We start from the raw sequence: 14,794 nt of genomic DNA, 5'->3' as shown, positions 1-14,794 counted from the left end.
AAATGAAGGAAACGGGAAGATTCTTAAAAGAGTATCGCGGCAGCGAATGTCTTAATTGCAATGTACCATTAGACGTTATCGATCGATATTGTCATAATTGCGGACAAATTAACACCAATAAAAGATTATCTCTTAAGGATTTTTTTAATGAGTTTTTTGCCAGTATCTTTTCTTATGATTCTCGTTTAAGGCATACTATTGTTGCATTACTTTTTAAGCCTGGAAAAATCTCTAAAGAATACACTCAAGGTAAAAGAGTAAAATACGCTAACCCATTTCGGTTTTACCTTAGTGTCTCTATCATCTTTTTTATCATTAACGGTTTATTCATTGATTTTGATGGTTTTAGATCAGAAATTGAAGGCAAAGTCAATGTCGGAAAAGATGCTATTACCGAGATCAAAGAAAGCATCAAAATGGATGATTCGTTAACACAGAAAATTAGTGATCAAATATTAGCGACTAACGGTATTTCTAAATCAGATAAAGAAAAAATTAGTGAAGAAATCCTAAAAGTAGAGGGGCTTCCTTTATTAAATGACAACCAAACCGAACCAAAAGAAACCACCTATTATTCACAAAAACAGATTGATAGTATTGGTTTTTTCAAAAGAGGTTTTAAACTATGGCCCATGTATGAAGATTATTATGATAAAACAAAAGAAAAATCCACCTATAAAGCACTATCAGAACTAAAACATGAAAGAAATCAATTTAACAAATACATCTACCATAGAGTACTAAAAACCAAATCAATAGAAGAAAACTATGGGCAAGAATTCTTTGAATTTATATTTAATAAATTACCCTTCATTATATTCTTCTTTCTTCCCTTTTTTGCTTTAAGCATTTGGCTCATATATATTAGAAGACCTTTTAACTATATGGAGCATCTGGTATTCATATTTCACACTCAAACCATGTTTTTTATAATCATAGGTTTTTCAATTTTGATTGCAAAGATCACCAACATTAATGCTCTTTTTGGGATTGCAATGCTTGTTTTTCTATTTTACCTATATAAAGCTATGCGGAAATTTTATAACCAAGGAAGAGTCAAAACAATTGTTAAATTTCTGCTTGTGAACGTATTATTTTTTATCTTAGCAGGCATAGGTTCTATATTAACTATAATAGGATCGGTGTTTATATTTTGATATGGTACAGCAAATTACCAGAGGAATAAAAATTTCGGTGGATACGACTTTTGAAGGTACGTTCTATAAGAACTATAAGATTCACTTTGCCTTTGGTTATCGAATTACTATAGAAAATCAAAGTAAAGACTCTGTACAACTTACTTCTCGTTTTTGGGAAATCAAAGATGCTTTAAATAATACTGAAATTGTAGAAGGTGAAGGTGTAATTGGCAAGAAGCCGGTTTTAAAACCTGGCGAATCTCACACTTATAATAGCGGCTGTTTACTTAGTTCTCCTTTTGGTGCTATGAAAGGGCACTACAATATGGTTAATTTTACATCTACCAGAAAGTTTCAAGTCATGATTCCGGGTTTTAAGCTAAGTGCCCCTTTTGCACTTAACTAACAATCCTCTTCACTAATTCAAATCTGATTTTATTTCCGTTTTGCTCTACATGACAGTACTTACAATTAGAATCATATACAAAACTATATTTTTTTAAGATATCAAAACCATCCTCTACCAAAGTAAAAAGTCCTTTAAAATCTTCTTTACCATATTCTGTATACCTTCTAATTTCGAATATATCACTCTCTAAAGATTTGTCTAATGTAAAATATGCGCTACTACCGGTACCTGAAAGGAAATGAGCATTTTTCAAAAACCCTTTTGAATTTACAATATGATTATGCTTAGTCTCGGGGATGTTTTTGTCAAAATAATTAGTCAGGTTTTCTTTAAAAACAGATCCTGGATACACATTCAACTTTCCTTGCTCTACTTGATAAATTGGATTCCCAGCAGCTCCTTTTTCTACATTCCCCAAAGGACTTGGTGTAAACATTTTATTACGTAACAGCGGCTTTCTGATTTTAGCATTATCTGTACTTGCCAAAATCGTATCGGTAACGATTCGGGAGCAATTACTTCCTTCTTTTCCAAAAGCTTTATATGGCAAACTTCCTTTTTCCTGAACAGACAACACATAGCTACTTGCCTCTTTATAATGAATATAGTCACACACAGAAGCTACTAACCGTCCGTCACCATGTGTTTTGTCTGGATTTGCTTCTAACCAAAGCAAAAACTCTTCTACATTACTCAACTTCGAATCAGGCGTTATAGTAGCTTTGAATGGTATTTCTAGCTCTACATCGGTAACCGCACTTCTTACCCTACCATACCCTGGCGGAGTAATATATCTACCAAAATCATAATACTCTGCTCTACCTGTTTCATTTTCAATAAGAACAAAAGCTGCATGACCTGCTTTGATATAACTATGTTTCCCCATACCCAAAGCTAAAAGCACTTTAGTCGAAGGCTCATCAGAGTGTTTTACAAACGTATCAGGATAAGCAAGTGAAATTATTTTACCTGTATAATTCAATTTTACATAAATTTAGATAGTTTTCTTAAGCTGTTATAGCTTCAAAAACAACAGTACTTACTTCTTTATTTTGCAGGTTTTCGTATCGCATAGAAAGCTCTTCTTCATTCTTTACAATTTGAGTAATGCTTCTGGTTTTCAAGAACCCTCTATCTATTTGCAGATCAATATCCTTATCGCCTACTCCGGCGTTTTTATGAAAATCCAAAAGTGACATTGGGGTTAATACATTCTGGTTTTCATAAGCAGCAAACCACTTTTTACGTGTTGCTTTCATATCTTTAGTATACAAAGTAGAAGACGACCATATATGGGTTTCTTTTTCTAATCTCCTAAGATGTTTTTGTTGCCCATCCCAAACCATTTCAAAAAGTAAAAGATCAGATTGCCAATTTGCAGCTACAATCGTAAAAGGTTCTACCCCTTTACAATTATATGCCAGAATTGCTTTTTCTAAATCATCGGCTTCTAATAGATCTTTTACGACCACTCCTCTACTCTGTCTATACGACGCCGACCTTTCATGAATTTCGAACCCACCATTAAGCAAGCATATCATAGTATTTTTATCACTAACACCAATCCAGGTACCTCCAGCCACAGCATCCTTAGGAAACAGCATTCTGGTTTTATTTACCTGATAAAATTCAGGAAGTAGTGTTTTTCGATTTACAGCCTCATCACGATTAGAGGTTAGTATAAAATTATTTTCTTGAGTTGGGATTAACGTAACTGTACACATAAATTTTGGGTCGGCTAAATATCCCACAACTTACAAAAAAAATTACATACTCTATATCTTTACAATATCAAATGGAGAAGCAGTTTTTTGTTTAACACCACATAATTATTATAAAACAACCTGTAGTCAAAAAAGATAAGTATAACTACAAAAACATGAGTGAGAAAATATGATTTCAAACATTTTACAGATTTTTTTGGTATAAAAGGTTAAAATAGATTTTAGCCTATATAATTTTCTATCTTTGCTACCTTATAATGACAAATTCATTAGACAAATACATCTTACTAATTTAAATTAACACATTACATCATGGGAAAAGGTTTTTTTCAAGTTCCTACTGCATTAAATGAGCCAATAAAGTCCTACGCTCCCGGAACACCGGAAAGAGAAGAAGTTCTGGCAACTTATGCAGCAATGTACAACACTACTGTAGACGTACCTTTATATATTAATGGTGAAGAGATAAGAACAGGAGATACTTCTACAATGGCGCCTCCACACGATCATCAACATATCTTAGGAACGTATCACAAGGCAGAAAAACAACACATTCAAAAAGCAATTGATACTGCACTTGAAGCTCGCAAAAAATGGGCTGATTTAGCATGGGAACAACGTGCTGCCGTATTTTTAAGAGCTGCAGAACTTATTGCCGGACCATACCGTGCAAAAATCAACGCAGCTACTATGCTTGCGCAGTCTAAAAATATATTTCAGGCAGAAATTGATGCAGCATGTGAGTTTATCGATTTTTTACGTTTTAACGTAGAATATATGACTCAAATCTATGAGGATCAACCAGATTCTACTTCTGGAGCCTGGAACAGATTAGAGTATCGCCCATTAGAAGGTTTTGTATATGCAATTACTCCTTTTAATTTTACAGCAATTGCAGGAAACCTACCCGCTAGTGCTGCACTGATGGGAAATACTGTAGTATGGAAACCAAGTGACAGTCAGATCTATTCTGCAAAAGTTATCGTAGATATATTTAAAGAAGCAGGTGTACCTGATGGTGTAATCAATGTAGTATATGGAGATCCTGTTATGATTACAGATACTGTTTTAGCAAGTCCTGATTTTGCAGGAATACATTTTACAGGAAGTACACATGTATTTAAAGATATTTGGGCAAAAATCGGTACCAATATTCATAACTACAAAACATATCCAAGAATTGTAGGAGAAACTGGTGGTAAAGATTTTATCATGGCACACCCTAGTGCAAATGCGAAACAAGTTGCTACTGGTATTTCTCGTGGAGCGTTTGAGTTTCAGGGACAAAAATGTAGCGCAGCATCCAGAGCTTATATACCAAAGAGTCTATGGGCAGATGTAGAAAAATACCTGAAAGAAGATGTCAAGTCTTTCAAAATGGGATCGCCAGAAGATATGAGTAACTTCATTACTGCAGTGATACATGAAGGGTCTTTCGACAAATTAACTAAATATATTGATCAGGTAAAAAATGATGCAGATGCAGAAATTATAGCTGGTGGTGGGTACGATAAATCCAAAGGATATTTTATTGAGCCAACTGTAATAGTAGCTAAAGATCCAAAATACACTACAATGTGTACAGAATTATTTGGTCCTGTTATTACAATATATGTTTATGAAGACAATAAATGGGGTGAAACATTAGAACTGGTTGATGGAACCAGTGAATACGCATTAACTGGAGCTATATTCTCTACAGATCGTTATGCTGCCGCAGAAGCAACTAAAGCATTAGAAAACTGTGCGGGTAATTTCTACATTAATGATAAATGTACTGGAGCTGTTGTAGGGCAACAGCCATTTGGTGGAGCCAGAGCTTCTGGTACTAATGATAAAGCAGGTTCATACCTTAACTTATTACGTTGGGTATCACCACGCATGATCAAGGAAACATTTGTTTCTCCAGCAGATTACAGATATCCTTTTTTGGGAGAATAATCTCAACAAATTACATATAAAAAAAGTGCCAAATGGCACTTTTTTTTGTTTGGGCATACCACTTAAAACATTTAAATTTACTCCAAATCACACACCAACTTAATATGAAGAAAATATTAATCACCGGAGGAGGTATTGCTGGTCTTGCAACCGCAAGGATGCTTCAAAACCAAGGGTATCAGATCAAGTTAATTGAAAAACAATCCGAATGGCAAATATCTGGAACTGGATTATATTTACCTTCTAATGGAGTTGTTGCGTTGGATAAAATAGGATTGGGAACTATTGCAAGAGAGAAAGGGTTTATTATAGATTATCGCAATATAAAGAGTGCCAAAGCAGAAACGATACTTGATTTAGATCTTGAAAAAATATGGGGAAGAGAAAAACCATGCCTGGGTATAAAAAGAAAAGTACTTCATGACATTCTTATTAATGGAATAAATAATATTGACATTGTTTTTAACACCACTATTAAGAATCTAAAAACAAATCCACAATCTATTGGAATAGAACTATCAGATGGCTCTAAAGAAGAATATGACTTGGTTATAGGAGCAGATGGATTGTATTCTAGGGCCAGAAATTTAGTTTTGGGAGATATCCCTCTAAGAAAAGTAACTGCACAGGTGTGTCGGTTTATGATTAAAAAACCAAAAGACATTAATTCATGGACCTTATTTATAAGCTCAGCAGGGCAATTTCTAATCATCCCTACCGATAAAGATTCTGCATATTGTTATGTAAATAGAAAAGCAAAAGGTTTTAAAACATATGACAAAAAACAATATATGGAGCCTTTTAAAAAATTTACTTCTCCGGTTCCCGAAATTCTTAACACATGGGATCCCAATGAAGCTTATTGGAATGATTTAGAAGAGCTTCCGCAATTACCGGTTATGGGCAGTGGTAGAGTCGTTCTTATAGGAGATGCAGCCCACGGAATGCCTCCATTTATGGCACAAGGTGGTGCTCTTGCTCTAGAAGATGCTGTTGTATTATCTGGTTTACTTAAAAACGAAGATTGGAATACCATGGCTTCTACATTTTCAAAAAACAGGATTAATCGTATAGATTGGACCAGAGCTCGTAATCAAAAACGCGAAAAACTCTCTAAATTACCCTATTGGATTGCCAAAGTAGGATTAAAAAAAGTAGGAGAAAAAAACTGGACCGAAGATTACAGGCCTCTTACCAAAACCCCTAATTGGTAGATTTAAATAATACATGTATCTTTTTCCTCTAAACAAAAAAACATCATAATCTGGTATGACCATAAGACCCGCTACAATAAAAGATCTATCTATCCTTCTAGACTTTGAACAAAAAATTATTGAAGCAGAACGCCCAATGGATCCTACATTGATACAGGATAAAAAAATAAGCTATTATAGTGTTAAGGATTATGTCTTATCTGATCACACAGAGGTTGTTGTTGCTGAGATTGAAGGAGAAATTGTTGGAAGCGGCTACGGACAAATACGTGACCGAAAAAACTTCTTCAAACAAAAACAATTGGGCTATATCGGTTTTATGTATGTAAAAGATCAACATCGAGGAAAAGGTGTTAGCCAGAAAATCATAAAATACATATGTGATTGGTTTGCAAGTAAAAATCTAGAAGAAATACGCCTTACAGTTTATGATCAAAATCCAAGAGCTATACGAGCTTATGAAAAAGTTGGTTTCAAAAAGCACCTTATTGAGATGAGAGTAAACCTAAATGATTTAGATTAAAATATCTCTCTGCAAGCTCTAATTCTGTTTTCTAAAGGATTTATGATGAAGTAAGATTTATAAAAAACAAACAGCTACAATAAACATGTTACTGTAGCTGCTTTATTTTAGTAAAATAAGAGAGATGTTTTATCCACCCATCTTTTTGTTATAGTATTGTTCTATACTAAAGTTGCCCAATTCTAGATCATTGAAAAAAGCTTCCTTATTATCGAAAAGTTTTTCTACTTCATATGGGTCATGTATCATTCCAAAAACAGCGCCCTTTTCGTTCATTGAAAGATAATTGCCATCTTCCAAATCTTTGATAAGCATAATTACTCCCCAGCGGCTATTCCAATTTACTCCATAAGTTCTTTTAATTTCACATTACCCTTTTGATTTAACTCAATATCTAACCTATTTAAGAAATCCTCAACTGCTTCTAGTAATTCATCCTTGTCCATAGCTTTCTCTTCATCAAATTCTTGCCATACAGATTCAATTAAAAAACCTTCTTTTCCATTATATTTGAATAAAAGTATTGGAGATTCATCACTATCCATCGTTTCATAATGAAAATCAGTAAACTGATCAATTCTTATTCTCTCAACCCATCTTCTTAATAATACGCCAAGTTCAGCAATTAATAAATCAGTGGAATCAAAAAAAAGCTTTCCTTTCAGGAAGATTCTTAAAGTTCCTTCTAAATAAGCAACAAAATACTGCTTTTTATTTTCTTCAGGTATTGAAGTAATTTCAAATTCTATTTTCATTATGATATAAATTATTTGATTGGGAAAGCATTTATTACTTTGCTGTCAAATCCAACTATTACCCTAACAGAAGTTTGTCCTTTAGTACCGATTACTCTTCCTAAATTAGTATGTACCCTAAATGTGTTTAACAAATTAGGGTTGGATAAAAACTGTGCGTTGGGTGAGCGTAAAGCTTCTTGAACAATTTGTCTTGCTATTCCAATATCAGTTGTATTGAATTTTACAAATTTGCCTGAACCAATATTCAGGTGTTCATTTTTAACAAATATTGAACCTAAATCATCAGCTGCTGTAAACGATGCCTTCGATGCTCTTGCCAAAGCATTACTCGTCCTAGCAACATTTCCAGCTCTACCAGCCACTCCTGCAACTGGTATCAAAGATAAAGATTCCTATTTGTAAATTTGCAGACTCTCCTCCTAAAGCATAGAAAACATTGTTAACATCCCCGGTTGATGCAGCTTGCTAAAAAAAAGCCCTCACATCTCTGCAAGGGCTTTTGATATTAGTCTTTCAATTCTTCTTCTAATGGTTGTCTAACCTGTTCCTCAAATTGTAAATCTATCACTCCAAGCTCTTTGAAGTTTCTTCGAGCTTGATTAAGGCTCATCTCATTTGCTCCACCTTCATAATCCGGATCATGTAATTGGATTCCATCATCTTCCCAGAAACACACTGGACAGGTTTGAAATGTGTTATCTGGCTTTTCATTTAGGGTATAATATTTACAGCAAGGGCATTGATAATTACCATGTCTATTTTGTTTAGTTTCCATATTTCTGTACTTGTTTTAGATAGTAATTCAAACCTTGTTTTGGGCGAAAAAATGTTTGAATGGTACCATTAGGGTGAGTGGCTAAAAATTCTCCTGTTCGAGTATTAAATCTAAAACCATATCCTTGTTTAGATGTAAAACCTCTTATATGAGCACCAATTGGACTATCCGCAAGTTTAATTGCTCTGTTGCGAAATGCTTCTTTGGAAATAGAGCCCCACTGAGACCATTCTCCTGAATGTTGGCCAAACTTCTTAGCTGCATTAGGAAATCTACCTTGTGTTAGAAGCTTTGTACTCCCCTTAACAACACTTCCTGTTCTACCAGCCACTCCTGCACCTGGTATCAAAGATAAAGATTCCATTTGTAAATTTGCATATTCCCCTCCTAAAGCATAGAAAACATTATTTATATCTCCTGTGCTAGCAGCTTGTTGTAATCTGCTATTAGTACGTGCTGCCCTAAAATGCGGGTATGCCATTTCTATCCCCTGGGATACCGCACTAAGATAGGTATCTACAGTAAGAAGAGAAGAAGGATTGGTAAATAAGGTTTTGATCCCCCTGGTAATACTGGCCACAGTATTTAATTGACCTGCCTGAAAAGCAATAAAAGAACTGTGCATTAGTTCTAAACTACCCCCACCGTTACTCGTATATGTAGCCGCAATACCAGGATTAGGATTCATAAGCGGGTCACTCATCACCTGCGTCTGGTTGTATTCTATAGTGGTGGGTTTAGAGCTTCTACTGCTACCCCCAAATAAGCCATCAAAGAAATCATTTATATCGTTTTTTGCACTTTCCAAATTGGTACCTATCCAACTCCCGATTCTTGCGCCTTGTAAGCTTTGATAAGCACTAGCTACTCCTACAGCGGCTAAATATAACCAACCATTACCACCTCCTTCACCTTCTTCTTGCATGGTTTCACCACTGGGGTCGGTATACATCAGGGGATTGTTAAGTACATACCCATATCGATTATAGTTCTGGGTATTGTAGGGATTTTGGATATGATTATCTGGTGATAAGAACCTGCCTAATTGGGGATCATACATACGGCCGTTCATATGAATCAGGCTTACCTCCCCAAAATGCTCATGCCCGGTATATCCACGATCCAACAGGCTATCATACCCCATTGTTGTACTCCCGCTTCGTGACCAGAATGCATCTACGGTTCCCCAGGCACCAAATTGCCTGCTTTCTTGCAATACTCCAGAGGTTACACCACCAGTTTCGACTTGTTTGGTGATATTTAAAATACTCCCCAGATAATCCCGCTGTAGATGATAAATCGATCCGCCATCACTAGTATCATTGGTAAATTTTTCTATTTTCGCAATAGGCGCACTATAAGCATCACCCCCATTAAAAAAGACAAACTTATAACTGTTTTCCTGGGTATCGTGTACGACCTCTGCAGGGATGATCGATGCATATTGTTTATGATACCTTCGTTGGGTTTTATCGGTTTCTAATCCCCCATACCATGCTCCTGTACGATTATTGAGAGGGCCATACTCAAAACTTACTCTTCCTTTACCAGCTTCATAAATATCGACAGGTTTTTTAAACGCGTTATAAGTAATTTGTTGTAGTGCGTGGTTTTGGTAAAATTGTGCCCCTGCAGCATTTAATGTCATTTCTTTAAGCTGATACTGCTTGCTGCCTCCCTGGTAGGCAAGATCTCCTATGACAGAAGTATTGGTGATACGCCCATACCCATCATAAGCATTGGTTCTGGCAAAAGGCCCGCTTATTTCTGTAAGTCTATCCTGCGAATCATAGGTAAATGTTTCACTATAACTTGCAGTATGCCCCGTTATATCAATCTTATGTGTTCTATTGGATAGGGTGCCACGAACCGGGTTAAATTCATAGGTGTTTTCTATATCATTTTTATTTTGGTTTGGATCGGCAACGATATTGCTTTTTACAAAACCATAGGTATCAAATTGGGCATATTGCATTTGCCCTGTACCCAGCTGGATATCGGTGATTTGGTCACGTGCATTTCGGTTTTTTATGTTCCAATTATCGATCCCGGTAAAGGCTCCATAGGTATCAAAATTATTGGTAAAGCTACTGGTGCTGGTTTTTCCTGCGGTCGTTGCTTTATAATATTCTTGATTAAGCCTTGAAAATTGATCATAATAATATCGTTTTTCAAACCTTGCATTTCCGGTATCTTCAGTAAGGATAGATAATCGTTTGTAGCTATCATATGCATAGGTGTACGCGTATGACTTACCATTTATTATATCAGAACCGGTTATACCACTTAGTAGCTTAGTTGTATTGTCATAACTATAATTGGTAGTCGTATTAGTATGATCTCCTGTTACCCTAATATTCTGGATTTTGCCTGTATAGGTATAGGTATACTCTGTTGTTCCTTTGGGACTCACCTCTTTGGCAATCTCATTAAAACCGTTGTATTCATAGGTATATACCCCCGCCGATGGATCTGTTAATTTGGTTCTACGCCCCCATTTGTCTTGCTCTATGGTTTGGGTAACCCCACCATAACTGGATGTTTTTATGGCTCCGTTGCCAAAATGGGTATAGGTAATCGTTCCTCCCGGATCGTTTACTTTAACCACATTTCCCATAGCATCCCTTGTAGTGGTTACTGTTTTGGTGCCATCATTTACTGTTGTGGTTAGTTTGTTGTAGGCATAATCGATGTTTTTTCCTGTATATAAGGATTGTCTTTTTATCCTGCTGTAGCGATCATATTCGGTTGTGTTCCACTGGGTAGGTGCACTTCCAAAATGCGGTTCACTTTGCCGGGATAAACGACCCAAGGCATCATACTCATAGGTTACCTGTATCCACTGTCCTCCCTGGCTTCTTTTGCGATCATTAACCTTACGCTGTAACGGGTCATACTGAGATGATATCATACTACCATCTGCGGCTGTATTGGTTACCGTATAAGAGTATTGTTTACTTTCTACATAGTTAGTTGTAGCGCTATTTCCTAAATAATCTGTGGCTTTGATAAGTCGGTTCCACTTATCGTATTGATAATTTGTAGACAGGTTATAAGGATCGGTTTCCTTAATCATCACACCTGTACTGGGATTATATTCATATGTAGTTTGTAGTCCGTCCAGATCTGTTGATTTTTTAAGAAACCTTCCAGAAGCTTCATACTCATATTTGGTTGTTCTTTGGACTCCGCTAAAAGGACGTACAGTAATCTGAGTGATATTCCCAAAGGCATCATGTCTATACATTTCTGTAAGAGATTTTGTGCCATTACCTCTGGTATCTTTTCTGGTCATCAACGCCCCAGAATAGGTATAGCGTTCTTCACTATAAAAGCTATCGCTGCCTATAGTAGATGTTATTTTTTTTGTAGTCGGCCTACCGATATAATAACTAGAACTAGAGGTGCTACTAATATAGGCTATAGATGTTGTGGTGGTACCAGTCCCTACATAATTGACGGTTTCTCTGATAGGAATATTATGAGAGCCATATAGAAAACTTTTCCTGATGTTTGTTCCCTGTAGTTGGTTTAGGTGTATCGAAGATTTTAGATACATCTTAAACATCTTATTTGAAGCCACGCTATGTCTATATGTATTATCAACCCTATAGATATAGTCTGATGGAATAGTCCCAAATCGATGGGTAGAGGGTGTCTGATACTCCTGAAGTACAGCACCTCTAAGCCGAGGATTATAAACGTAATTGTTAAATATACGATCTGACCCGTCTGTATGCCAATTACTACTGGCCCTATACTGAAATCCGGAAAAACCAAGGCCTTCGAGATTAGACACCGCCCCTTTATAATAAAACTCTTTCTTTACCCTTGGGCCACCTGCAAATAAAGAACGTTCTATTGTACTTACCAGTTGGACCCCCGAAGCTGCTGCAATATCTACATAAGGGTAGAATTGATCATAGCCACGAGTATAGACAGGAGGACCAGCCTGCTCCTCGGTATTTAGATTGCTGTAATTAATATGATAGCCAACCCCATTATTAGTGATTGTATTTAAAGTGACATCTTTTTTATGATCTTGAGTAAACGAAAATGATGATATCCACTTGTTACTTATTGAGGCAAACTCTAATGCATAATTAGGTTGATTAGAGGATAAGAAAATAGGAATAGGAAAATGTTTTAAATTGGTATTTACAGAAATGCTTCCTCCCTCTGTAAATTTAGGAGCGGCTGTAAATGAGCTAGGGGATTTGTTATAAAAAACCTTTACATTTTGTGTTCCTGTAGTACTATTATTGGTAGTAGTAGTTGAATAATCAATAATATCGGTTTTCCCATCTCCATTAATATCTACCGGAATCAAATTATAGCCCGATAACACCCCATTACTACCATTAAAATTGGTAGCATTAAACCTAAACCCATTACTATGCGATGTAACTAAAAAGCCATTACCTTGTGATGCAAACAGGTTAAAAGCAGTAGTATTATTTTTATGAGGCATTAAAAAATCGGCTTTTCCATCCCCATTATAATCTCCTAACAATACGGGGAGATTTGATTTGATACTAGGGCTAGTGTTTTGCCATAGCAATTGTAAAGAATTACTATCGGTTATCGTATACACATATACTTGACCGGATTTGATCTGTAATATATCTGTTTTTCCATCCCCATTTACATCTGCTGGAAACAAGCGATCTGATGCAGATAATGCACTTTGCAAAGCCCCTGTATGTATCGCAAAATTAGAGGTCAGCCTTTTATCGAGATTAATCAAGGTTACTTTGGCGGTATTAGTCGTTCTACACCTTCCGCTTACTGCTATAATATCGGTAAGCCCATCCCCATTAAAATCACCCGATATGTAGTTTTGAGGTATTCTTACACAATCTGTTGGTGCTGGTGCTGTCCATGTTTTGGTATATTGTAAATAGATGGGATGTACCGTACCATTTGAATATACTTTAAAATCAACCTTATTATTGCTTTTGTTTTGTATTACGGTAAGCCCTTGCCCAGCCAAAAGCTTGTTTTGCTGGTTAAGTAATGTAACAGGAAATATTTTCTCAAACTCACCCCCGGTATTGATAGTAGATGGAATATTGAATTTATCCCCTTTAAATATCCAGAATTTATCTTTAGTGTTTTTGGGATATACGATAAAATCCATTTTACCATTACCCGTGAGGTCTAATGATACCGTTTCTGCATTTCGTTGCTCTATGTTTACGACCCCCAGATTGGATGTGGTGGGAGTATGCGTTACGGTAGAAGCGGTTGTTGGATATGTAAAACGAATTGGGGTATGTTTTTCTGTATTATCTCCTGTTTTTTCCTGTACCCCGATCACACGATCATACCCCAATGTGGTTGTATCATGATTAAGGACATAATTTCTATAGGGAGTACCATTACCAAATACCTTAATTTCTTTAAGTAAGGTTTTTCGTATAAACAGAATTCCGTTAATATAGGAATGTTCGTTACGGGTACGGCTTCCATATTCAAAACGAATTTCATTAATAGGTGCAGCTGCACCTTTAGAACCATAGGTAATTTTTTCAATACTGATAATGTTCTTATCACTAACAGTTCGATACGTGTAGTTGATACGAATTCCTAGTGGATTCTCCCAATAGGTAAGAGCATATTCTAATCTGGATCTTGAGTTGGTGTTATTTCCATAATGCCCAACCGACCCATCGGGATAGTGTACTACAAAATAGGCAGGTCCATAGGATGCACCATATGGAGAGGTACCGAATGAGGTGATTTTCAGGTTAGAATAACTTTCGGTTTCGTATACTGCACCATTAGCACCATACGTCCCACTCTTTAATAAGAGTCGTTGACCATCAAGAGCAAATCGATCCTTAGCATCAAAATCCACAGGATCAATACCACCATCATGGTATTGGGTAGCAGGGATTCTTTTGATAACCGATAAGCCAGAGACATTCCAGCCCCATCCCGCAATACCATTTCCTGCCTGGCTATCATAAGAAATTGCTATTTCGGGTGCTACTCCTCCGATTCCTAGTGGTACAGCAATAGGTACCATATAATTAGCACCTCCTGCGGGAGATACAGATAGAGATCCTGGTGTTTCACCAATACCAGAGCTGCTGCTTCTGGAAGCAAGTGCTGTTTGGGTCACTACTGGCTCTCCTCCTGATAAGAATAAAGTTTCTGGTTCTTCTACCGATGCAGTATGTGTTTGATACGTAAATTCGTCTTTTGGATTAAGGTTTGTGCTATCTTGAGCATGTGATAGTACACCCGTGAGGAGTAACATCCAGACACAGGTAATGTATAGATTAGTTTTCATCTATTATAGGTTT

Annotated in this window: 12 protein-coding genes; 5 read left to right on the top strand and 7 right to left on the bottom strand. The window is 36.3% G+C overall.

From position 1 onward, the window contains the following. Window positions 1–2: 2 nt before the first annotated feature. Both AAFU52_RS13905 and apaG read left to right on the top strand, forming a co-directional pair. The gene (locus tag AAFU52_RS13905; RefSeq protein ID WP_024772811.1) at window positions 3–1,157 is read left to right on the top strand and encodes a DUF3667 domain-containing protein; all 1,155 of its coding nucleotides are present in this window, start codon (window positions 3–5) and stop codon (window positions 1,155–1,157) included. A 1-nt stretch (window position 1,158) separates the two neighbouring features. Then, complete coding sequence (apaG, locus tag AAFU52_RS13900; RefSeq protein ID WP_024772812.1) at window positions 1,159–1,545, top strand: Co2+/Mg2+ efflux protein ApaG; 387 nt, start codon at window positions 1,159–1,161, stop codon at window positions 1,543–1,545. Here the strand turns inward: apaG and AAFU52_RS13895 are convergent. Together AAFU52_RS13895 and AAFU52_RS13890 are read right to left on the bottom strand one after the other, a co-directional pair. After that, window positions 1,538–2,530 (bottom strand): DUF6695 family protein, encoded by a 993-nt coding sequence (locus tag AAFU52_RS13895; protein ID WP_024772813.1) that lies wholly within the window; start codon window positions 2,528–2,530, stop codon window positions 1,538–1,540. The two genes, apaG and AAFU52_RS13895, sit on opposite strands and share 8 nt — an antisense overlap. Before the next feature lie 25 nt (window positions 2,531–2,555). Then, a complete protein-coding gene (locus AAFU52_RS13890; RefSeq protein WP_438422331.1) occupies window positions 2,556–3,272 on the bottom strand; it encodes an NRDE family protein in 717 nt (238 codons plus the stop codon). 312 nt (window positions 3,273–3,584) lie between these two features. Here AAFU52_RS13890 and pruA point away from each other — a divergent pair, with 312 nt between their 5' ends. The 3 genes from pruA (at window position 3,585) to AAFU52_RS13875 (ending at window position 6,950) form a co-directional block, all read left to right on the top strand. After that, entirely contained in the window at window positions 3,585–5,213 is a 1,629-nt protein-coding gene (gene pruA / locus AAFU52_RS13885; protein ID WP_024772815.1) for an L-glutamate gamma-semialdehyde dehydrogenase, read from the top strand. Window positions 5,214–5,317: 104 nt separating this feature from the next. Next, window positions 5,318–6,427, top strand: coding sequence for an FAD-dependent monooxygenase (locus AAFU52_RS13880; protein ID WP_438422330.1), 1,110 nt, complete (start codon window positions 5,318–5,320; stop codon window positions 6,425–6,427). A gap of 55 nt (window positions 6,428–6,482) precedes the next feature. Then, on the top strand, window positions 6,483–6,950 hold the full coding sequence (locus tag AAFU52_RS13875; protein ID WP_438422329.1) for a GNAT family N-acetyltransferase: 468 nt from the start codon (window positions 6,483–6,485) through the stop codon (window positions 6,948–6,950). Window positions 6,951–7,079: 129 nt separating this feature from the next. On the opposite strand, the gene AAFU52_RS13870 is transcribed toward AAFU52_RS13875, so the two are convergent. From AAFU52_RS13870 to AAFU52_RS13850, 5 genes are all read right to left on the bottom strand, one after another. Next, window positions 7,080–7,226, bottom strand: a complete 147-nt coding sequence (locus tag AAFU52_RS13870) for a hypothetical protein (protein ID WP_161635341.1) — start codon at window positions 7,224–7,226, stop codon at window positions 7,080–7,082. Window positions 7,227–7,291: 65 nt separating this feature from the next. Next, entirely contained in the window at window positions 7,292–7,705 is a 414-nt protein-coding gene (locus tag AAFU52_RS13865) for a DUF7878 domain-containing protein (RefSeq protein WP_024772819.1), read from the bottom strand. Between the two features lie 11 nt (window positions 7,706–7,716). Next, window positions 7,717–8,088: a hypothetical protein gene (locus AAFU52_RS13860; protein WP_438422328.1), complete on the bottom strand. Its 372-nt coding sequence runs from the start codon at window positions 8,086–8,088 to the stop codon at window positions 7,717–7,719. Between the two features lie 125 nt (window positions 8,089–8,213). Next, a complete protein-coding gene (locus AAFU52_RS13855; protein WP_024772821.1) occupies window positions 8,214–8,483 on the bottom strand; it encodes a CPCC family cysteine-rich protein in 270 nt (89 codons plus the stop codon). After that, window positions 8,473–14,781: an FG-GAP-like repeat-containing protein gene (locus AAFU52_RS13850; protein ID WP_438422327.1), complete on the bottom strand. Its 6,309-nt coding sequence runs from the start codon at window positions 14,779–14,781 to the stop codon at window positions 8,473–8,475. The genes AAFU52_RS13855 and AAFU52_RS13850 overlap by 11 nt, the downstream gene beginning before the upstream one ends. Window positions 14,782–14,794 lie beyond the last annotated feature (13 nt).

It is taken from the genome of Aquimarina macrocephali (assembly GCF_051627225.1).
Classification (GTDB): Bacteria; Bacteroidota; Bacteroidia; order Flavobacteriales; family Flavobacteriaceae; genus Aquimarina; species Aquimarina macrocephali.
The sequence above is the reverse complement of the archived record's forward strand: the minus strand, read 5'-3'. Positions and strand labels throughout refer to the sequence as shown.